This is a genomic window from Micromonospora sp. NPDC049374, from assembly GCF_040677165.1.
GTDB lineage: Bacteria > Actinomycetota > Actinomycetes > Mycobacteriales > Micromonosporaceae > Micromonospora.
Map to the genome: position 1 here is coordinate 66059 of NZ_JBFAQH010000003.1, position 18882 is coordinate 84940.

General features: G+C 70.6%; 18 protein-coding genes. 1 reads left to right on the forward strand and 17 read right to left on the reverse strand.

What is annotated here, in order from left to right:
- Positions 1 to 15: 15 nt before the first annotated feature.
- From metK to pyrR, 13 genes are all read right to left on the reverse strand, one after another.
- On the reverse strand, positions 16 to 1209 hold the full coding sequence (metK, locus tag AB0J93_RS06245) for a methionine adenosyltransferase (RefSeq protein ID WP_363918710.1): 1194 nt from the start codon (positions 1207 to 1209) through the stop codon (positions 16 to 18).
- Between the two features lie 98 nt (positions 1210 to 1307).
- Positions 1308 to 2510, reverse strand: coding sequence for a bifunctional phosphopantothenoylcysteine decarboxylase/phosphopantothenate--cysteine ligase CoaBC (coaBC, locus tag AB0J93_RS06250; protein ID WP_363918712.1), 1203 nt, complete (start codon positions 2508 to 2510; stop codon positions 1308 to 1310).
- A gap of 14 nt (positions 2511 to 2524) precedes the next feature.
- Positions 2525 to 2788 (reverse strand): DNA-directed RNA polymerase subunit omega, encoded by a 264-nt coding sequence (gene rpoZ / locus AB0J93_RS06255; RefSeq protein WP_007075826.1) that lies wholly within the window; start codon positions 2786 to 2788, stop codon positions 2525 to 2527.
- A gap of 53 nt (positions 2789 to 2841) precedes the next feature.
- Entirely contained in the window at positions 2842 to 3375 is a 534-nt protein-coding gene (locus AB0J93_RS06260) for a guanylate kinase (RefSeq protein WP_363918714.1), read from the reverse strand.
- Positions 3376 to 3400: 25 nt separating this feature from the next.
- Positions 3401 to 3718, reverse strand: coding sequence for an integration host factor, actinobacterial type (mihF, locus tag AB0J93_RS06265; protein ID WP_007458370.1), 318 nt, complete (start codon positions 3716 to 3718; stop codon positions 3401 to 3403).
- Between the two features lie 171 nt (positions 3719 to 3889).
- The gene (gene pyrF, locus AB0J93_RS06270; RefSeq protein WP_363918716.1) at positions 3890 to 4726 is read right to left on the reverse strand and encodes an orotidine-5'-phosphate decarboxylase; all 837 of its coding nucleotides are present in this window, start codon (positions 4724 to 4726) and stop codon (positions 3890 to 3892) included.
- A gap of 147 nt (positions 4727 to 4873) precedes the next feature.
- Positions 4874 to 6148: an adenosylmethionine--8-amino-7-oxononanoate transaminase gene (locus AB0J93_RS06275; protein ID WP_363918718.1), complete on the reverse strand. Its 1275-nt coding sequence runs from the start codon at positions 6146 to 6148 to the stop codon at positions 4874 to 4876.
- 106 nt (positions 6149 to 6254) lie between these two features.
- On the reverse strand, positions 6255 to 7280 hold the full coding sequence (locus tag AB0J93_RS06280) for a quinone-dependent dihydroorotate dehydrogenase (protein ID WP_363918720.1): 1026 nt from the start codon (positions 7278 to 7280) through the stop codon (positions 6255 to 6257).
- A gap of 145 nt (positions 7281 to 7425) precedes the next feature.
- Positions 7426 to 10818 (reverse strand): carbamoyl-phosphate synthase large subunit, encoded by a 3393-nt coding sequence (carB, locus tag AB0J93_RS06285; protein ID WP_363918722.1) that lies wholly within the window; start codon positions 10816 to 10818, stop codon positions 7426 to 7428.
- Positions 10811 to 11974, reverse strand: a complete 1164-nt coding sequence (carA, locus tag AB0J93_RS06290; RefSeq protein WP_363918724.1) for a glutamine-hydrolyzing carbamoyl-phosphate synthase small subunit — start codon at positions 11972 to 11974, stop codon at positions 10811 to 10813. Before carA ends, carB begins: the two co-directional genes overlap by 8 nt.
- Positions 11975 to 12029: 55 nt before the next feature.
- On the reverse strand, positions 12030 to 13361 hold the full coding sequence (locus tag AB0J93_RS06295; RefSeq protein ID WP_363918726.1) for a dihydroorotase: 1332 nt from the start codon (positions 13359 to 13361) through the stop codon (positions 12030 to 12032).
- Complete coding sequence (locus AB0J93_RS06300; RefSeq protein WP_363918728.1) at positions 13358 to 14284, reverse strand: aspartate carbamoyltransferase catalytic subunit; 927 nt, start codon at positions 14282 to 14284, stop codon at positions 13358 to 13360. Before AB0J93_RS06300 ends, AB0J93_RS06295 begins: the two co-directional genes overlap by 4 nt.
- Before the next feature lie 58 nt (positions 14285 to 14342).
- A complete protein-coding gene (gene pyrR, locus AB0J93_RS06305) occupies positions 14343 to 14927 on the reverse strand; it encodes a bifunctional pyr operon transcriptional regulator/uracil phosphoribosyltransferase PyrR (RefSeq protein WP_363918730.1) in 585 nt (194 codons plus the stop codon).
- 315 nt (positions 14928 to 15242) lie between these two features.
- Between pyrR and AB0J93_RS06310 the strand changes: the two genes are divergently transcribed.
- On the forward strand, positions 15243 to 15731 hold the full coding sequence (locus AB0J93_RS06310) for a transcriptional regulator (protein WP_007458348.1): 489 nt from the start codon (positions 15243 to 15245) through the stop codon (positions 15729 to 15731).
- A 96-nt stretch (positions 15732 to 15827) separates the two neighbouring features.
- Here the strand turns inward: AB0J93_RS06310 and nusB are convergent, their stop codons facing one another.
- The 4 genes from nusB to aroB all read right to left on the reverse strand — a co-directional run bounded on the left by nusB (position 15828) and on the right by aroB (position 18818).
- Positions 15828 to 16238 (reverse strand): transcription antitermination factor NusB, encoded by a 411-nt coding sequence (gene nusB / locus AB0J93_RS06315; RefSeq protein ID WP_170863437.1) that lies wholly within the window; start codon positions 16236 to 16238, stop codon positions 15828 to 15830.
- Between the two features lie 23 nt (positions 16239 to 16261).
- A complete protein-coding gene (efp, locus tag AB0J93_RS06320) occupies positions 16262 to 16819 on the reverse strand; it encodes an elongation factor P (RefSeq protein ID WP_093404355.1) in 558 nt (185 codons plus the stop codon).
- A 479-nt stretch (positions 16820 to 17298) separates the two neighbouring features.
- Positions 17299 to 17739: a type II 3-dehydroquinate dehydratase gene (gene aroQ, locus AB0J93_RS06325; protein ID WP_363919430.1), complete on the reverse strand. Its 441-nt coding sequence runs from the start codon at positions 17737 to 17739 to the stop codon at positions 17299 to 17301.
- A 2-nt stretch (positions 17740 to 17741) separates the two neighbouring features.
- The gene (gene aroB / locus AB0J93_RS06330) at positions 17742 to 18818 is read right to left on the reverse strand and encodes a 3-dehydroquinate synthase (protein WP_363918732.1); all 1077 of its coding nucleotides are present in this window, start codon (positions 18816 to 18818) and stop codon (positions 17742 to 17744) included.
- Positions 18819 to 18882: the final 64 nt, after the last annotated feature.

Genomic DNA, 18882 nt, shown 5'->3' on the forward strand with positions numbered 1-18882 from the left:
CACGCCGGGTGGTTGTCAGGCTCCCGCGGCCGACTTGAGGTCGGCGGCGCGGTCGGTGGACTCCCAGGTCAGGTCGGGCAGCTCGCGGCCGAAGTGGCCGTAGGCGGCGGTCTGGGCGTAGATCGGCCGCAGCAGGTGCAGATCCCGGATGATGGCAGCCGGACGCAGGTCGAAGATTTCAGTGACCGCCTTCTCGATCGAGGCCACCGGCACCGTCTCGGTGCCGAACGTCTCGATGAACAGGCTCACCGGGTGCGCCTTGCCGATCGCGTACGCCACCTGTACCTCGCACCGCTCGGCGAGGCCGGCGGCGACCACGTTCTTGGCCACCCAGCGCATCGCGTACGCGGCCGACCGGTCGACCTTCGACGGGTCCTTGCCGGAGAAGGCCCCACCACCGTGGCGGGCGTAGCCGCCGTAGGTGTCCACGATGATCTTCCGGCCGGTCAGGCCCGCGTCGCCCATCGGGCCACCGATCTCGAACCGGCCGGTCGGATTGACAAGCAGCCGGTAGCCCTCGGTGTCCAGACCCAGGCTCTCCAGCTCCGGGGCGATGACGTGGTCACGCACGTCCGGGGTGAGCAGCGACTCCAGCGAGATGTCCGCGGCGTGCTGGCTGGACACCACCACCGTGTTCAGGCGTACCGGACGCAGTCCGTCGTACTCGATGGTGACCTGGGTCTTGCCGTCGGGGCGCAGGTAGGGCACCGTGCCGTCCTTGCGTACCGCGGAGAGCCGGCGGGCCAGCCGGTGCGCCAACGCGATCGGCAGCGGCATCAGCTCGGGCGTCTCCGAGCAGGCGAAGCCGAACATCATGCCCTGGTCACCGGCGCCCTGCGCGTCCAACGCGCTCTCCGACGTCCCGGTACGCAGCTCGAACGCGTTGTCCACGCCCTGCGCGATGTCCGGCGACTGGGAGCCGATCGAGACACTGACCCCGCATGACGCCCCGTCGAACCCCTTCTTCGACGAGTCGTAACCGATGCCCAGGATCGTCTCGCGCACGATCGTCGGGATGTCGGCGTACGCCTTGGTCGTCACCTCACCGGCGACGTGCACCTGACCGGTGGTGATCAGGGTTTCCACGGCCACTCGGCTGTGTGGATCCTGCGTCAACAGGGCATCGAGGATGCCGTCACTGATCTGGTCGGCGATCTTGTCCGGGTGGCCTTCCGTGACCGATTCGGACGTGAAAAGGCGGCGTGTCACGGCACTCCTAAGTTCTTGGACGTCGTTCCGCGGCAGTGTAGTCACTAACCGTCGACAGCATCGTCCACGGGCGTCTTGCGTCCAACCTTCAGGAGGAGTTATCCGGCCAATCGGGCGACCACCAGGTCCCACACTCCGTCGGCGAGATCCTCCTTGGACCGCTCGGGTATCCGGGTGACCGAGCCGTCCACGCTGATGACCGTGGCCGCGTTGGTCTCGGCCCCGAAGACCTTGTCCGGCCCGACCTCGTTGATGACGATGAGGTCGGCCCGCTTACGGGCCAGCTTGGCCCGTCCGTTGGCCTCGGCGTCGCCGGTCTCGGCGGCGAACACCACCAGCACCTGCTCCGGACGACGACGCTTACCCAGCTCGGCGGCGATGTCCGGGTTGGTCACGAGTTCGATGATGGGTGCCGTGCCGTCGTCCGACTTCTTGATTTTGCCAGGCGCGTACGTCGCGGGTCGGAAATCGGCCGGAGCCGCCGCCATCACCACCGCGTCGGCGTCCACCGCCGCCTTCAGCGTGGCTTCGCGCAGCTCCCCGGTGGTGCCTACCCGGATCAGGTCGGCACCGGCCGGATCGGGCAGTGAGACGTTGGCCGCGATCAGCGTGACCCGGGCGCCCCGGGCGAGGGCGGCACGGGCGAACGCGTAGCCCTGCTTGCCGGAGGACCGGTTGCCCAGGAAGCGCACCGGGTCGAGCGGTTCCCGGGTGCCACCGGCGGTGACCACCACCCGACGGCCGGTCAGGTCGGCCGGCGCGTCGACGCCGCGGGCCAGGATTCGGCGGGCCACGCCGAAGATCTCGGTCGGCTCCGGCAGCCGGCCCTTGCCGGTGTCGACCCCGGTGAGTCGCCCCACCGCCGGCTCGATGACCCGGACGCCCCGGTCCCGCAGCGTCGCGACGTTGGCGACGGTGGCCGGGTGCTCCCACATCTCGGTGTGCATGGCCGGCGCCAACAGCACCGGGCAGCGAGCGGTGAGCAGGGTGTTGCTGAGTAGGTCGTCGGCGAGGCCGTGGGCGGCACGGGCCAGCAGGTCGGCGGTGGTGGGCGCGACCACCACCAGGTCGGCCTGCTGGCCGAGCCGTACGTGCGGCACCTCGTGCACGTCGGACCAGACGTCCTCGGCGACCGGCTGCCCGGAGAGCGCCGCCCAGGTCGGTGCGCCGACGAAGCGCAACGCGGCGGCGGTTGGCACCACCCGCACCTGGTGGCCCGACTCGGTGAACAGGCGCAGCAACTCGCACGCCTTGTAGGCGGCGATCCCGCCGCCGACGCCGAGGATGATCCGGGCGCTCATCGACGCGCGGGGGGTTACGGCTGGTCGGTCGGCTCAGCGGTGAGCAGGCCCGCGTTGATCTCGCGCATCGCGATGGAGAGTGGCTTCTCCTGGGGAGTGGTCTCGACCAGCGGGCCGACGTACTCCAGCAGGCCCTCACCGAGCTGGCTGTAGTAGGCGTTGACCTGGCGGGCGCGCTTGGCCGCGAAGATGACCAGCGCGTACTTCGACGTCGTCTTTTCCAGGAGCTCGTCGATCGGCGGGTTGGTGATGCCTTCGGGGTTGGCGATGGATCCCACGGATAAACCTCTGCGTCTTTCGCACGGACCGCGCCTGAGCGCGGCGCCGGCGCTCAACCGCGCGGACGCGGCCGGGCCGGAGCCAGGAAGGAAGAACCGATGAATCCTACCAGTTGGTCCACGACGCGCTCGATGCGGTCGTGCGACACGCTGAGGTCGAAGACCGCCACGGTGGGTGGGGCCGGCAGTCGACCGGGCGGATGGAGCAGGACGAGTCTCGCCCCCGGCCACCCCGCCCGGACCAGCAACGCCCCGTCGAGGTCCAACGCGAGCAGCACCGGCTGTCCGGCGGCGAGCCGGCGGCGCAGCGGGGTGATCTCCGTGCCGCGTCGGTGGGCGCCGAGCCGACTCCACTCCAGCAGTTCGCCGGCGGCGAGCCGGCGGTCGAACTCCTCCGACGTGACGAAGTGTCGGTGGACGCCGTCCAGTTCGTTGCCCCGGCGAGGCCGGGTGGTGACTGCGACCGGCGTCCACACTGACGGAGAACGCGCCCGGATCAGCTCGACGACACTCTCCCTGCCGGCACCGGATGGGCCAGCCAGGACAGTGAGCCGAGCCGCCGGGCGCGCCTCGTCATCCAAGCTCACTGCTTGTTTCTACCCGCAGTCGTGCTCAGTTGGCGGCGAACTCCCCAAGCAGGGCCTTGCGCTGCTGCTCGCCGAGGCCACGCAGGCGGCGGCTGTCGGCGATCTTGAGCTTCTCCATGATTTGAGTAGCCCGGATCTTGCCGATGCCCGGCATGGCCTGCAGCACGGCCGACACCTTGAGCTTACCGACGACATCGTCGGACTCGGCCCGCTCAAGAACGGCGCCGAGGGTGGTCTTGCCCTGCTTGAGCTGCTCCTTCAGCTCGGCACGGGCTTTGCGGATCTCCGCAGCCTTCTCCAGCGCGGCTGCGCGCTGCTCGGGGGTCAGTGACGGGAGCGGCACCAGTTCTCCTCAGGTCCCTATCGCGACGGGCGGGACGCACCGCCGCATCTGTGAAACGTGGTGTCGCTGTGAACCAAGGGGTTCCCAGCGCGGGGAAAACTAGCGGTCAACGGAGCTTTCGGCAACGTGGGCGCGCAATGATCACCACAAAGTGACCGAGCCATCAGTCAGTCATGACATCGCCAGAACCGCCCGACACTCGGCCACGACGCGGTCCGCGGCGGCCCGCAACGCCTCCGGATCGGGCCCGGCGCCCAGCACCTCACGGGAGTACGCGGGCAGCACGGAAGGCAACGCGGAGCCGAAGACGACCCGCAGATCCGCTGCCTTGGCACCCTGCGCTCCGAGCCCGGGGGCGAGCAGCGGGCCGTTCACCGCCGACAGGTCACAGCCCGTCTCCCCGACCGTCGCGCCAATCACGGCACCGATGCTCCCGATCGGCTCCGCACCCGCGTTGAGCTGGGAAATCTCGTCGAGAACCGTCTGCGCGACGCTGCGTCCGTCGGCGCCGCGGGCGCGTTGCACCGAGGCGCCCTCGGGGTTGGAGGTGAGCGCCAGGACGAACACGCCACCGCCGTGCTGGGCAGCCAGCTCGAACATCGGGGCCAGCGAGCCGACCCCCAGGAAGGGGCTCGCGGTCACCGCATCGACATACATGGGGCTGGATGGATCAAGGTAGGCCGACGCGTACGCGCGAACCGTCGAGCCGATGTCGCCGCGCTTGGCGTCGAGGAGAACGAGCGAGCCGAGATTTCGTAACTGTCGGATAGTTGACTCAAGGACCGCCACCCCTTGAGACCCGAATCGCTCGAAGAACGCCGACTGGGGCTTGACCACCGCAACCCGGTCACCGAGCACGTCCACGACGGTCCGGGCGAAGCGGTCGAGGCCGGCCACATCGTCGTCAAGGCCCCACCGGGCCAGCAACGCCGGATGCGGGTCGATCCCTACGCAGAGCGGTCCGCGCTCGTCCATGGCCCGGTGCAGCCGGGCGCCGAAACTCTCCATGTCGCCAGTACCTTCCTCTCGTCCCCGGGTTTCCACCGCCCGCGCCTACTCAGCAGGCTCGGGCGGGGACGCCGCCGGGCTACTCCAATTCGCGACGCCTGCCGAGCACGCCTACTCAAATCGAGGCGAGCGTCGAGGCCCGCCTACTCAGCCCGCCGCGACCGCTGCCGCGATACCCGTCATCACCACCGCCAGTTCGGCGTCCGTGGTGACGTACGGCGGCATCGTGTAGACCAGATCCCGGAACGGGCGCAGCCACACCCCCTGCGCCACGGCGGCGGCCGTGGCCGCGCCGAGATCCACCTCGTGGTCCAGCTGGACCACGCCGATTCCGCCGAGCACCCGCACGTCCGCCACACCCGGCGCGCCGCGCAGCGGCTCCAGCCCGGACCGCAGCCCCCGCTGGAGCCGCGCCACCTGCCCGGCCCAGTCCCCGGCCCGCAGCAGGCCCAGCGACGCGTTGGCGACCGCGCAGGCGAGCGGGTTGCCCATGAACGTCGGGCCGTGCGCGAGGACACCGCCGGCCCGGATGCCCCGCGCGACCTCCGCTGTGCACAGGGCCGCGGCCAGGGTGAGGTAGCCGCCGGTGAGCGCCTTGCCGACGCAGAGCACGTCCGGGGTGACCCCGGCGTGCTCGGCGGCGAACATCGTCCCGGTACGGCCGAAGCCGGTCGCGATCTCGTCGAAGATCAGCAGCACTCCGTGCGCGCGGGTCACCTCACGCAGTACCCGCAGATAGTGCGGATGGTGGAAACGCATCCCGCCCGCGCCCTGCACCACCGGCTCCACGATCACTGCGGCCAGCTCGTGGGCGTGCCGCTCCACGGAATCGGTCAGCGCCGCCTCGTACGCCGGATCAGGCGGGCTGTCGAAGCCACCGGGCGGCATCGGGGCGAAGACCTGTCGCGGCAGCACGTCCCCCCAGAGGTGGTGCATGCCGCCCTCGGGGTCGCAGACGCTCATCGGATGGAACGTGTCGCCGTGGTACCCGCCCCGCCAGGTGCCCAGCCGGTGCCGCTGCGGTCGGCCGGTGGCCCGCTGGTACTGCAGGCACATCTTCACCGCGACCTCGACACTTACCGAACCCGAGTCGGCCAGGAACACGTGCTCCAGCCCGTCGGGCGTCACCTCGACCAGGGTGCGGGCCAGCTCCACGGCCGGCGCGTGGGTCAGCCCGCCGAACATGACGTGACTCATCCGGCCCAGCTGGTCGACGACCGCCGCGTCCAGCACCGGATGCCGGTAGCCGTGGATCGCCGCCCACCAGGAGGACATCCCGTCGACCAGCTCACGGCCGTCGGCCAGCCGCAGCCGCACCCCCGCCGCACTCTCCACCAGGTACGGCGCCACCGCCGGCGGCAGCGCGGCGTACGGATGCCACACATGCGCCGCGTCGGCCGCGAGAACCTCCTCCGGGGTCACCCCTCCCCCACCTCCCCGCGATCTTGCACTTTCGGTCGCCGTTGTGTCCCATACACCCCATCCGCCCCGACGGAAATCGCAAGATCGCGGGCGAGGGGGGTGGGTGTCATCGGGGCGATGCGGCGCGGGTCGCGCGGGCGACGGCACGGGGCAGCGCCGGGCCACGGTAGATGAACCCGGTGTAGAGCTGCACCAGGCTGGCACCGGCGTCGAACATCCGGGCCGCGTCGTCGGGATCGACGATGCCGCCGACGCCGATGACCGGCAGTCGCCCACCCGTCTCGGCGTGGACGAAGGCGACCACCTGCCGTGCCCGGTCGGCCAGGGGACGGCCGGACAGTCCACCGGCCTCGCCGGAGCGTCCCCGGTCGGCCGGGGCCAACCCGTCCCGGCCGAGGGTCGTGTTCGTGGCGATCACTCCGGCGGCACCACGGGCCAGGCACACCTCCAGCAACTCGGCGATGGCCGGCTCGGTGAGGTCCGGTGCGATCTTCACCAGCACCGGCTTCTCCCCCACCAACGCCGCCAGCAGCGCGTCCAGGTGCCCCCGGTCCTGCAACGCGCGCAGCCCGGGGGTGTTCGGTGAGGAGACGTTGACCGCGAAGTAGTCACCGTGGTCATGCAACGCGCGGTACGACTCGCGGTAGTCCTCCACCGCGTCCTCAAGCGCCGTCACCTTCGACTTGCCCAACGAGATTCCCAGCGGTACGCCGAGCGGTCGCGGCAGCGCCGCCAGCCGGTCCGCCAGCGCCTGCGCCCCCGAGTTGTTGAAGCCCATTCTGTTGATCACGGCCTCGCTGTCGACCAGCCGGAACAGCCGAGGCCGGGGATTGCCCGGCTGCGGACGCGCCGTCACCGTGCCGACCTCGACGAAACCGAAGCCCAGTGCCGGCCACGCCGGCAGCGCCACCCCGTCCTTGTCCATGCCTGCGGCGAGCCCGACCGGGTTGGGAAAGCGCACCCCGAACACCGTGCGCGGCGCCGCCACCGCGTACCGGGCCCGCAACGCCGCCAACGCCACCGGCGTCCGGGACAGCGCAGCCAGCCGCCGAAGGGTGAACTCGTGCGCCGCCTCCGCGTCCCCACCCCCGACCCGGAACAACCCCCGCCTCACGGTCCGCTCGAAGATCACGCCGCCCCTCCCCCACCACACGGCACGGCCCCAAGCCCCCGCACCACTTTGTTGATCATGAGGTTGGCGGCGATGTCGATCTTCGCTACTGCCGCCAACCTCATGATCAACGCGAGCCTGGCGGGTGGGGTGGGGTGGATGGGGGTCACCGGGCGGGCCGGAGGGTGGCGTGGAGTGCCTGGAGGGGGCGTACCTGCATGTCGCCGCGGATCCTCGCCTCGATGCCCATGACCGCGGCGGCCGCGCCGGGGACGGTGGTGACGCAGGGGATGTCGGCCGTGACCGCCGCGCTGCGGATCTCGTAACCGTCCGAGCGGGCGCTGGCACCGGAACCCTGTGGCGTGTTGATCACAAGGGCGACGTGGCCACCGAGGATCAGCGACACCGCGTCGTCCTCGGAATCGGCCTCGTAGTGCTTCGGGACCTGCTCGCAGGCGATGCCGTGCCGGCGCAGCACCTCGGCGGTACCGCTTGTCGCGACGATGTCGAAGCCGAGATCGGCAAGTCGCTTGATCGGGAAGATCATGCCGCGCTTGTCGCGGTTGGCCACCGAGACGAAGATCCTGCCCTCGGTCGGCAGCGACCCGTACGCCGCCGACTGCGACTTGGCGAAGGCGTGCCCGAAGGCGGTGTCGATCCCCATCACCTCACCGGTCGACTTCATCTCCGGGCCGAGCAGCGAGTCCACGCCCTTGCCGGCCGGGGTACGGAACCGCTTGAACGGCAGCACCGCCTCCTTCACCGCGATCGGGGCGTCCGGCGGCAGCGAACCACCGTCCCCGGTCGCCGGCAACATGCCCTCGGCACGCAACTCGGCCAGGGTCGCGCCGAGCGCGATCCGGGCCGCCGCCTTCGCCAGCGGCACCGCCGTGGCCTTCGAGACGAACGGCACGGTACGCGAGGCGCGCGGGTTGGCCTCCAGCACGTACAGCGCGTCGTCCTTCAGCGCGTACTGCACGTTGAGCAGTCCGCGTACGCCGACGCCCCGCGCGATGGCCTCGGTGTACCGGCGGACCTGGGCCACGTGCGAACTGGCCAGGGTGATCGGAGGAAGGGCGCAGGAGGAGTCACCGGAGTGGATGCCCGCCTCCTCGATGTGCTCCATGATCCCGCCGAGGTAGACCTCGCCGTCGGCGTCGCAGAGCGCGTCCACGTCGATCTCGATGGCGTCGTCGAGGAACCGGTCGACAAGCACCGGGTGGTCCGGCGAGATGTCGGTGGCCCGGCCGATGTAGTCACGCAGCGTCGAGTCGTCGTAGACGATCTCCATGCCGCGCCCGCCGAGCACGTACGACGGCCGGACCAGCACCGGGTAGCCGATCTCGTCGGCGATCTCCTTCGCATCCTCGTACGAGACGGCGGTGCCGTGGGCCGGCGCGCGCAGGCCGGCCCGGGCCAACAGCGACCCGAAGGCGCCGCGCTCCTCGGCCAGGTGGATCGACTCGGGGGAGGTACCCACCACCGGCACGCCGGCGTCCTTGAGCCGCTGGGCCAGCCCGAGCGGGGTCTGCCCACCCAACTGCACGATCACGCCGACCACGCCCGGCCCGCCGGCCGCCCGGCCGGAGGAGTCCTCCGCGTGCCAGACCTCCAGCACGTCCTCGAAGGTCAGCGGCTCGAAGTAGAGCCGGTCGGCGGTGTCGTAGTCGGTGGAGACCGTCTCCGGGTTGCAGTTGACCATGACGGTCTCGTAGCCGGCGCCGTCGGCGCCGGAACCTGTCGCAGCGGCCGGGCCGGACGGCGCGCTGCGCAGCGCCTGCACCGCGTGCACGCAGGAGTAGTCGAACTCGATGCCCTGCCCGATCCGGTTCGGTCCGGAACCCAGGATCAGCACCTTAGGCCGCACCGAGCCGGCCACCTCGGTCTCCTCGTCGTAGGAGGAGTAGTGGTACGGGGTGGTGGCCTCGAACTCGGCGGCACAGGTGTCCACCGTCTTGTAGACCGGCCGGATGCCGAGGCGGTGCCGCAGCGTACGCACCCCGTCCTCGGCGGCCAGTTCAGGACGCAGCGCGGCCAGCTGCCGGTCGGACAGGCCGGCCCGCTTCGCCCGACGCAGCAGCTCCGCGTCCAGCACCGGCGCCGCCACGATCTCGGCACGCAACTCCACCAGGGCGGCGATCTGGTCCAGGAACCACGGGTCGATGCCGCCGGAGGCGGCGCTGACCTCGGCGATCGAGGCACCGAGCCGCAACGCCCGCTCCACCGTGTAGAGCCGCCCGTCGTGCGGCATGCCCAGCGCGGCGAGGGTGTTCTCCTTCGTCGCGCCCTGCGGGTCCGGCACGCTCCAGAAACCGGCTGCCTTGGTTTCCATCGAACGCATCGCCTTGTTCAGCGCCTCGGTGAAGTTACGCCCGAGGCTCATCGCCTCGCCGACCGACTTCATCGTGGTGGTCAGCTCCGGGTCCGCGCCGGGGAACTTCTCGAACGCGAACCGGGGGATCTTCACCACCACGTAGTCAAGCGTCGGCTCGAACGCGGCCGGCGTCTTGAGGGTGATGTCGTTGGGGATCTCGTCGAGGGTGTAGCCGATGGCCAGCTTCGCGGCGATCTTCGCGATCGGGAAGCCGGTCGCCTTCGACGCCAACGCCGACGAGCGGGACACCCGCGGGTTCATCTCGATGACCACGATGCGGCCGTCGACCGGGTTCACCGCGAACTGGATGTTGCAGCCCCCGGTGTCCACGCCGACCTCACGCAGCACCGCGATGCCCAGATCCCGCAGGTGCTGGTACTCCCGGTCGGTAAGCGTCATGGCCGGCGCCACGGTCACGCTGTCACCGGTGTGCACGCCCATCGGGTCGACGTTCTCGATCGAGCAGACCACCACCACGTTGTCGTGGCGGTCCCGCATGAGTTCGAGTTCGTACTCCTTCCAGCCGAGCACGCTCTCCTCGATGAGCACCTCGTGCACCGGACTGGCGGCCAGCCCGGCACCCGCGATGCGTTCCAGGTCGGCGTCGGTGTGCGCCATGCCCGAACCGAGACCGCCCATGGTGAACGACGGCCGGATCACCACCGGCAGGCCCAGCTCGGTCACCGTCTCGCGGACCTCGTCCATCGAGTGGCAGACCCGTGAACGCGGCACCAGCGCCGACGGGTCGGCCACGCCGAGGCGTACGCCGGCCTTCGCCACGATCTCCTTGAACAGCTGTCGGTCCTCGCCGCGCCGGATCGCGTCGATGTTCGCGCCGATCAGCTCGACGCCGTACTTCTCCAACACCCCGGCCTCGTGCAACGCCACCGCGGTGTTCAGGGCGGTCTGCCCACCCAGCGTGGGCAGCACCGCGTCCGGACGCTCCTTGGCGATTACCAGTTCGACGAACTCCGGGGTGATTGGCTCGACGTAGGTGGCGTCGGCGAACTCCGGGTCGGTCATGATGGTGGCCGGGTTGGAGTTGACCAGGCTGACCCGGATCCCCTCGGCGCGCAGCACCCGGCACGCCTGAGTCCCCGAGTAGTCGAACTCGCAGGCCTGTCCGATGACGATCGGTCCCGACCCGATCACCAGGATGTGCTTGAGATCGGTCCGCTTAGGCATTGGTACGCCCCCCACTGAGAGCCCGGCCGTCGATCAGCTCGGCGAAGCGGTCGAAGAGATAGTCCGCGTCGTGCGGGCCGGCCGCCGCCTCCGGGTGGTACTGAACGGTGAAGGCGGGCACGTCGCGCGCCCGCAGCCCCTCGACCACGTTGTCGTTGAGGCAGACGTGCGACACCTGGACGCCACCGAACTCGGTCTCGATCACCTGGTCCGGGACCACCGCGCCCGGTCGTACCCCGGGCACCTCCACCGCGAAGCCGTGGTTGTGGCTGGTCACCTCGACCTTGCCGGTGACCCGGTCGAGCACCGGCTGGTTGATGCCCCGATGGCCGTAGCCGAGCTTGTAGGTGCCGAAACCGAGCGCCCGGCCGAGGATCTGGCTGCCGAAGCAGATGCCGAACAGCGGCACCTCGCGGCGCATCACCTCGCGGGCCAGCGCGACCGGAGCGTCGGCGGTCGCCGGGTCACCCGGCCCTGGTGAGAAGAAGACCGCGTCGGCTCCGGTGGCCAGCAGATCCTCGATGGTCGAGTGGGCCGGCAGCACGTGGGTGGTCACGCCACGCGCGGCGAGCCGGCGCGGCACGTTGCGCTTGATGCCCAGGTCCAGTGCGGCCACCGTGAACCGGTGCTCGCCCTCGGCGTCGACCACGTACGGCGTCGCGGTGGTCACCTCGGCGGAGAGGTCCGCGCCGAGCATCTGCGGCGACTGGCGGACCCGTTCGAGCAGCGCCCGAGGGTCGTCCTCGACACTGGAGACGCCCACCCGCATCGCGCCACGTTCGCGCAGGTGGCGGGTCAGGGCCCGGGTGTCCACGCCGCTGATGCCGACCACTCCCTCGGTGGCCAGCCGGTCCTCCAGCCCGCCGGTGGCCCGCCAACTGGAGCTCACCCGGGCCGGGTCACGCACCACGTAACCGGCCACCCAGATCCGGCGCGCCTCGTCGTCCTCGGCGTTGATGCCGGTGTTGCCGATGTGCGGAGCGGTCTGCACCACCACCTGACGGTGGTACGACGGGTCGGTGAGCGTCTCCTGGTAACCGGTCATCCCGGTGTTGAAGACCGCCTCGCCGAAGGTCTCCCCGACACTGCCGTACGCCTCGCCGTGGAAGGTGCGCCCGTCCTCCAGGACGAGAATCGCCGGACGCCTACGACTCATGCCGCGCCTCCGATCCGGACTGTGGTGCTCCGCTGCGCTGCGCTGCTCGCTCGGATCACTTGACTACCTTTCCGTCCAGGACCGTCGCCTCGCCACGCAGGAAGGTCGCCACGATGCGACCCGGCAGCGTCATCCGGGCGTACGGGGTGTTGCGGCTACGGCTGGCCAGCTCCGCCGGCTCGATCACCCGACGGACCGCCGGGTCGACCAGGGTGAGGGTGGCCGGCGCACCGGGGGCCGGGTCGTGGCCGTGTTCGGTCAGCCCGGCGATCCGGGCCGGCGTACGGGACATCCGCTCGGCGATCAGGTCCCACTGCGGACCCAGCACGTCGAGCGCGATGGACAGCGCCGTCTCCAGCCCGAGCATGCCCGGCCGGGCGTACGCCCACTCGCACTCCTTGTCCTCCACGGCGTGCGGGGCGTGGTCGGTGGCGACGATGTCGATCACCCCGTCGACGACCGCGGCACGCAGCGCGGCGATGTCGGTGGCGGTACGCAGCGGCGGGTTGACTTTGAAGACCGGGTCGTACGCCCCGCCTGGGCTCCAGTTGTTCGCGAGCTTGGGGCTCGCAAGCTCACTCCTCCCGCTCACGAGTGCGTCGGTGAGCAGCAGGTGGTGCGGGGTCACCTCGGCGGTGACGCGTACCCCCCGGGCCTTGGCGTGCCGCAGCACCTCGACGCTGCCGGCGGTGGAGACGTGGCAGATGTGCAGTCGGCTGCCGACGTGCTCGGCCAGCAGCACGTCCCGCGCGATGATCGCCTCCTCGGCGACCGCCGGCCAGCCGGTCAGGCCCAGCCGGGTGGAGACCTCACCCTCGTGCATCTGCGCGCCCTCGGTGAGCCGGGGTTCCTCGGCGTGCTGGGCGATGATGCCGTCGAACGCCTTCACGTACTCCAGCGCGCGGCGCATCAGCCGCGGGTCGGCGACACAGTGCCCGTCGTCGGAGAAGATCCGCACCCGGGCCGCCGACTCGGCCATCGCGCCGAGTTCGGCCAGCCGCTCGCCGGCCAGACCGACGGTGACCGCACCGATCGGCTGGACGTCGACCAACCCGGCCTCGCGGCCGAGCCGCCACACCTGCTCCACCACTCCGGCGGTGTCGGCCACCGGCGAGGTGTTCGCCATCGCGCAGACCGCGGTGTAGCCGCCGAGCGCCGCCGCCCGGGAGCCGGTCTCGACCGTCTCGGCGTCCTCCCGGCCGGGCTCCCGCAGGTGGGTGTGCAGATCGACCAGGCCGGGCAGGGCGACCAGCCCGTCGGCGTCGATCACCGTGGCGTCCGGCGCGGACAGGCTCGTGCCGGTCTCGGCGACGACGCCGTCGCGGATCAGCAGGTCGGTCGGTGCGGCGCCGAGGACGCTGACGTTCCTGATCAGGTACGAGTTCACCGGTTGTTCCCCCCGAGCAGCAGGTAGAGGACGGCCATCCGGACGGAGACACCGTTGGCGACCTGTTCGACGATGGTGGAGCGGGGCGAGTCCGCGACCTCCGGCGTGATCTCCATGCCCCGGTTCATCGGGCCGGGATGCATGACGATGGCGTGCTCCGGCAGTCGGCTCATGCGCGGACCGTCCAGGCCGTAGCGGCGGGCGTACTCGCGGGCGGAGGGGAAGTAGGAGTCGTTCATCCGCTCCCGCTGCACCCGCAGCATCATCACCACGTCCGACGAGGGCAGCACCGCGTCGAGGTCGTAGCAGACGTCGGTGCCCGGCGCGAGGGCGGCGGCGATGTCGACCGGGATGAGCGTGGGTGGCCCGACCAGGGTCACCTTGGCGCCGAGGGTGGACAGCAGCAGCACGTTGGAGCGGGCCACCCGGGAGTGCAGCACGTCACCGACCACCGCCACCGACAGGCCGGCCAGCCGTCCCAGCCGGGACCGCATCGTGTACGCGTCGAGCAGTGCCTGGGTGGGATGCTCGTGGGTGCCGTCGCCGGCGTTGACCACCGAACCGTCGACCCAGTCGGCGAGGCGGTGCGGGGCACCCGAGGCGGGGTGACGAACCACCACCGCGTCGGCCCCCATCGCCTGCAGGGTCAGCGCGGTGTCCTTGAGGCTCTCGCCCTTGGCGACGCTGGAGCCCTTCGCCGAGAAGTTGATCACGTCGGCGCTTAGCCGTTTGGCCGCCGCCTCGAAGGAGATCCGGGTGCGGGTCGAGTCCTCGTAGAAGAGATTCACCACGGTCCGGCCCCGCAACGCGGGCAGCTTCTTGACCTCACGCCCGGCCACCGCGGCCATCTCGGCGGCGGTGTCCAGGATCTGGGTGGCGGTGTCGGCGTCAAGGTCGGCGCCGGAGAGCAGGTGCCTGATCATGAGTAGCGCCGCCTTCCGTTCGCGACCGCGACGCTCCGCTGCGCCGCGCTCCTCGCGCTCACCGGGCCTCCTCGCCGTAGAGCCGAACCTCGTCCGCGCCGTCGGTCTCGGCCAGCGTCACCTTGACACTCTCGGCCAGGGCGGTCGGGATGTTCTTGCCGACATAGTCGGCACGGATCGGTAGCTGCCGGTGCCCCCGGTCGACAAGCACGGCGAGTTGCACCGAAGCGGGCCGCCCCAGGTCACCGAGCGCATCGAGAGCGGCCCGGACAGTCCGACCGGAGAAGAGAACGTCGTCGACGAGGACCACCCGCTTGCCGTCGATGCCACCGGCCGGCAGTTGGGTGGGGCCGACCGCCCGGGTGGCGTTTCGGCGCAGGTCGTCGCGGTAGAGAGTGATGTCGAGCACGCCGACCGGCACGGAAATGTCCTCGAAGGCGCTGATCCGGGCGGCGAGGCGGCTGGCGAGGGGAGCACCCCGGGTGGGGATGCCGAGCAGCACGGTGTCGGCGGCGCCCTGGGTCTTCTCGAGGATCTGGTGAGCGATGCGGTCGACGACGCGTTGCAGGTCGGCGCTGGTCAAAATCACCTTCACCGAGGGTTGTCGCGGCGGCGACGACGGAGCAGCCGATGGGTAGGCCACGGCGGACCTCCTTCCCCGCCTCACGGGACGGGTCGTTAAAGGACGTCGGATCCTCCCGGCCGGCCGGGAAGGGCCGGCGCAGGGGCTTCGGCAACGTTACCAGTGGTCGTCGCCGCCTCGACGCGCGGGCATCAGCTACGACGGCGTCACCCGCCGCCGTTGGCTGACTGGCCAGTCAGCCAGGCGAAACGGGACAACTCACCCGGGGTACACAACGGGAAGATCGCGACCACTTGACCACGTGTACGAATCCCCGTACCGTCACGCTCCGTAGCGAATCGCTGGGAGAACCCGAGCAGCACTGGGAGTGTCCGAATGCCCTCTGAATACGCCAAGTCTCTGGGCGCCCGCCTGCGCTCCATCCGCCAGCAGCAGGGCCTGTCCCTGCAGGGGGTGGAGGAGAAGTCGAACGGGCGTTGGAAGGCGGTCGTGGTCGGCTCGTACGAGCGCGGCGACCGGGCCGTCACGGTGTCCCGTCTGGCCGAGCTGGCTGAGTTCTACCGCGTGCCGGTCTCGGAGTTGCTGCCCGACGGCAGCGGGGTACGACACGAACCCACCAGCAAGATCGTTCTGGACCTGGAGCGCCTCTACGACGAGGCCAGCGAGGATCTCGCCTACGTGGCCCGGTACGCGCGCGCCATCCAGCAGCAGCGCGGTGACTACAACGGCCGGGTGCTGTCGATCCGCGCCGACGACCTGCGCGCCCTCGCGATCGTCTACGACGCCTCGCCGTCCGGCCTGATCGAGCGGCTCACCGAGCACGGCGTACTGGTCGCCGACCCGCGGGCGTTCTTCGCCTCCTGAAGTTCGACCACACGAAAGGGCCCGTGCCGGACGGCACGGGCCCTTTCGTCGCTTTCGTCGCTGGTGCGCGACGCTCATCGGTGACCTCCGCCCACCTCAACGGGTGGCGTACTCGGCGATCCGACCGAGCAGGCCGTTGAGGAAGCGGGGCGAGTCGTCGGTCGACATCTGCCGGGCCAGTTCCACCGCCTCGCTGATCGCCACCGCGTCGTCGATCTCGTCGAGATACAACAGCTCGTAGACCGCGATCCGGGCCAGGTTGCGGTCGACCACCGGCATCCGGTCGAGCGTCCAGCCCTCGGCGTAGCTGGAGATCAGCTCGTCGATCCGGTCCAGGTGCCCGGCCACCCCCTCGACCAGGCCGACCGCGTACCCCAGGTGGTCGGGGCGCGGCTTCTCGATCCGCTCGACATAGCCGGCCAGCACCTCGACCGGCGGACGATCACGCAGGTCGGCCTCGAAGAGCACGTCCAACGCCCGCTTGCGCGCCTTGCGGCGCGCCGGCATCTGCTGCTTCGGACCCTCGGACATCAGGCGCGGCCGAGGTAACGGCCGTCGCGGGTGTCGACCTTGATCTTCTCGCCGGTGGTGACGAAGAGCGGCACCTGAACGGTCGCGCCCGTCTCCACCGTCGCCGGCTTGTTGCCACCGGTGGACCGGTCGCCCTGCAGGCCCGGCTCGGTGTAGGTGACCTCCAGCACGACCGAGGTCGGCAGCTCGACGTAGAGCGGCACACCCTCGTGGGTGGCCACGATCGCCTCGGCCTCGGGCAGCAGGTAGTTGGCTGCCTCGCCGACCGTGCCGCCCATCACCGTGATCTGGTCGAACGTCTCCATGTCCATGAAGACGTAGTCCTCGCCGTCGGCGTAGAGATACTGCATCGTGCGCTTGTCGACGGTCGCGGTCTCAACCTTGGTGCCCGCGTTGAAGGTCTTGTCGACCACCTTGCCGGAGAGCACGTTCTTCAGCGTGGTACGCACAAACGCACCACCCTTACCGGGCTTGACGTGCTGGAACTCGACGACGGACCAGAGCTCTCCGTCGAGGTTGAGTACCAGGCCGTTCTTCAGGTCGTTGGTGGTGGCCATTTCCTGCCTTGATCATCATTTGGCGGACAGACCTGGCAAGTCTACTAGCCGCTCCGCAACCCGCCGACCGCCGTCGGTCGCCCACCCGGGTTCGGTGCCGTCGGAGCGGGCGTGCCTGTCACGCCGGGCCCTGCTGGGCCGGGCACGGTCAGTAACGCTCCGCCCGGTCCCCCACCCTCATGTGCTCCCTTTGCTCTGCTTCAACCCACGCATCAGTCACTTTCTGTAGCGAATTCGCCGCGCATCGCCGCGCATCCTCATCACGAAGGCCCTGGTCTGCTGCTAGTGCGTGGGTTGAAGCAGAGCAAAGGATGGAAAGAGGTGTGGGGGCGGGGGGCCGGCCCTTCACGCACGGTAGGCGACACCGAACGTAACGGCAGCGGATGGCGCGTTGTCGAACGCGAGGCGGATCGAACGCCGGGCGGATCAGACGCGAGGCAGATCAGACGCCAGGCGGATCGGACGCGAAGCGGGCTGGCTCAGGCAGGCTGGTCGCGGCGGTTGGCCAGGTGGTGCAGGGCCAGGCGGTAGCCGTCCACGCCGAGGCCGCAGATCACGCCGCTGGCCACCGCGGAGACGACCGAGTGGTGGCGGAACTCCTCCCGCGCGTGGATGTTGGAGATGTGCACCTCCACAAGCGGTCCGCGCAGCATCGCGCAGGCGTCCCGTACGGCGATCGAGTAGTGCGACCAGGCCGCCGGGTTGAGCACCACGGCGGCACCCTCGTCGGCGGCGGCATGTAGCCAGCCGAGCAGCTCGTGCTCGGCGTCGGTCTGCCGCACGTCGACGTCCAGGCCCAGGTCACGAGCGGTCGTCTCGCAGAGTTTCACCAGGTCGGCGTAGCTGGTCACGCCGTAGACGTCGACCTGGCGGGTGCCCAGCCGGCCCAGATTCGGCCCGTTGAGCACGTACACCCGCATGGTCATCGGGACACCGCGGCGTAGGCAGTGTGCAACAGGTCGTCGTCCGGGCCGTCGAGGATCGCCGGTCGGGCCAACCCGTCCAGCACCACGAAGCGCAGCCGGCTGCCCCGGGCCTTCTTGTCGACCCGCATGGTGGCCAGCAGGCGGGGCCAGGTGTCGGCGTCGTAAGCAGTCGGCAGGTCGAGCGCCGTCAGCACCGCACGGTGCCGCGACGCGGTGGCCGCGTCCAACCGGCCGGCGAGGCGGGCCAGCTCGGCCGCGTACACCAGGCCGACGGACACCGCGTGACCGTGCCGCCAGCGGTAACCCTCGACCTTCTCGATCGCGTGGGCCAGGGTGTGTCCGTAGTTGAGCACCTCCCGTACGCCCGACTCACGCAGGTCTCCCGCGACCACGTCGGCCTTGACCCGGATGGCCCGCTCGATCAACGCTCGGACGACCGGCCCGGCGGGGTCGGTCGCGGCGGCCGGGTCGGCCTCGACCAGGTCGAGGATGACCGGATCGGCGATGAACCCGCATTTGACCACCTCGGCCAGACCGGCGGCCAGGTCCGCCGGCGGGAGGCTGTCCAGCGAGGCGAGGTCGGCCAGTACGCCGACCGGCGGGTGGAAGGCACCGACGAGGTTCTTGCCGGCGGCGGTGTTGATCCCGGTCTTGCCACCGACCGCCGCGTCGACCATGCCGAGCAACGAGGTGGCCACCGGCACCCAGCGCACCCCGCGCAGCCAGCACGCCGCCACGAACCCGGCCAGGTCGGTGACCGCACCGCCGCCGAGGCCGACCACCGCGTCGGTACGGGTGAAGCCCGCCTCACCGAGCCGGTCCCAGCACTGCGCCGCCACATCGACATGCTTGCCGGCCTCGGCGTCGGGCACCTCGATCGGCAGGGGTGTCACACCGGCCGCGGCCAGGGCGGCACCGACCGCGTCGGCCGACTCCTTCAGGGGCGGCGCGTGCAGCACCGCGGCCCGAGTGGCGTCGGGCAGCAGGCCAGGCAGCGCATCGAGCAGGTTGCGCCCGACCAGCACGTCGTACGGCCGCTCGCCACCGACCGGGATCCGGGTCACCTCGTCCATCGCCGGGAGCCTAGCCCACCCACCGCCGATCCGACCCGCGCCGCCACCGGCTGCCCGAGGGGTG

What these genes read in the sequence shown, in the direction of transcription:
- coaBC (WP_363918712.1), bottom strand. Translation starts at nt 2,510, where the DNA reads ATGAGCGCCCGGATCATCCTCGGCGTCGGCGGCGGGATCGCCGCCTAC.
- pyrF (WP_363918716.1), bottom strand. Translation starts at nt 4,726, where the DNA reads ATGGAGAGTTTCGGCGCCCGGCTGCACCGGGCCATGGACGAGCGCGGA.
- carB (WP_363918722.1), bottom strand. Translation starts at nt 10,818, where the DNA reads ATGCCTAAGCGGACCGATCTCAAGCACATCCTGGTGATCGGGTCGGGA.
- carA (WP_363918724.1), bottom strand. Translation starts at nt 11,974, where the DNA reads ATGAGTCGTAGGCGTCCGGCGATTCTCGTCCTGGAGGACGGGCGCACC.
- AB0J93_RS06300 (WP_363918728.1), bottom strand. Translation starts at nt 14,284, where the DNA reads ATGATCAGGCACCTGCTCTCCGGCGCCGACCTTGACGCCGACACCGCC.
- AB0J93_RS06310 (WP_007458348.1), top strand. Translation starts at nt 15,243, where the DNA reads ATGCCCTCTGAATACGCCAAGTCTCTGGGCGCCCGCCTGCGCTCCATC.
- nusB (WP_170863437.1), bottom strand. Translation starts at nt 16,238, where the DNA reads ATGCCGGCGCGCCGCAAGGCGCGCAAGCGGGCGTTGGACGTGCTCTTC.
- efp (WP_093404355.1), bottom strand. Translation starts at nt 16,819, where the DNA reads ATGGCCACCACCAACGACCTGAAGAACGGCCTGGTACTCAACCTCGAC.
- aroQ (WP_363919430.1), bottom strand. Translation starts at nt 17,739, where the DNA reads ATGCGGGTGTACGTGCTCAACGGGCCGAATCTGGGCCGGCTGGGCACC.
- aroB (WP_363918732.1), bottom strand. Translation starts at nt 18,818, where the DNA reads ATGGACGAGGTGACCCGGATCCCGGTCGGTGGCGAGCGGCCGTACGAC.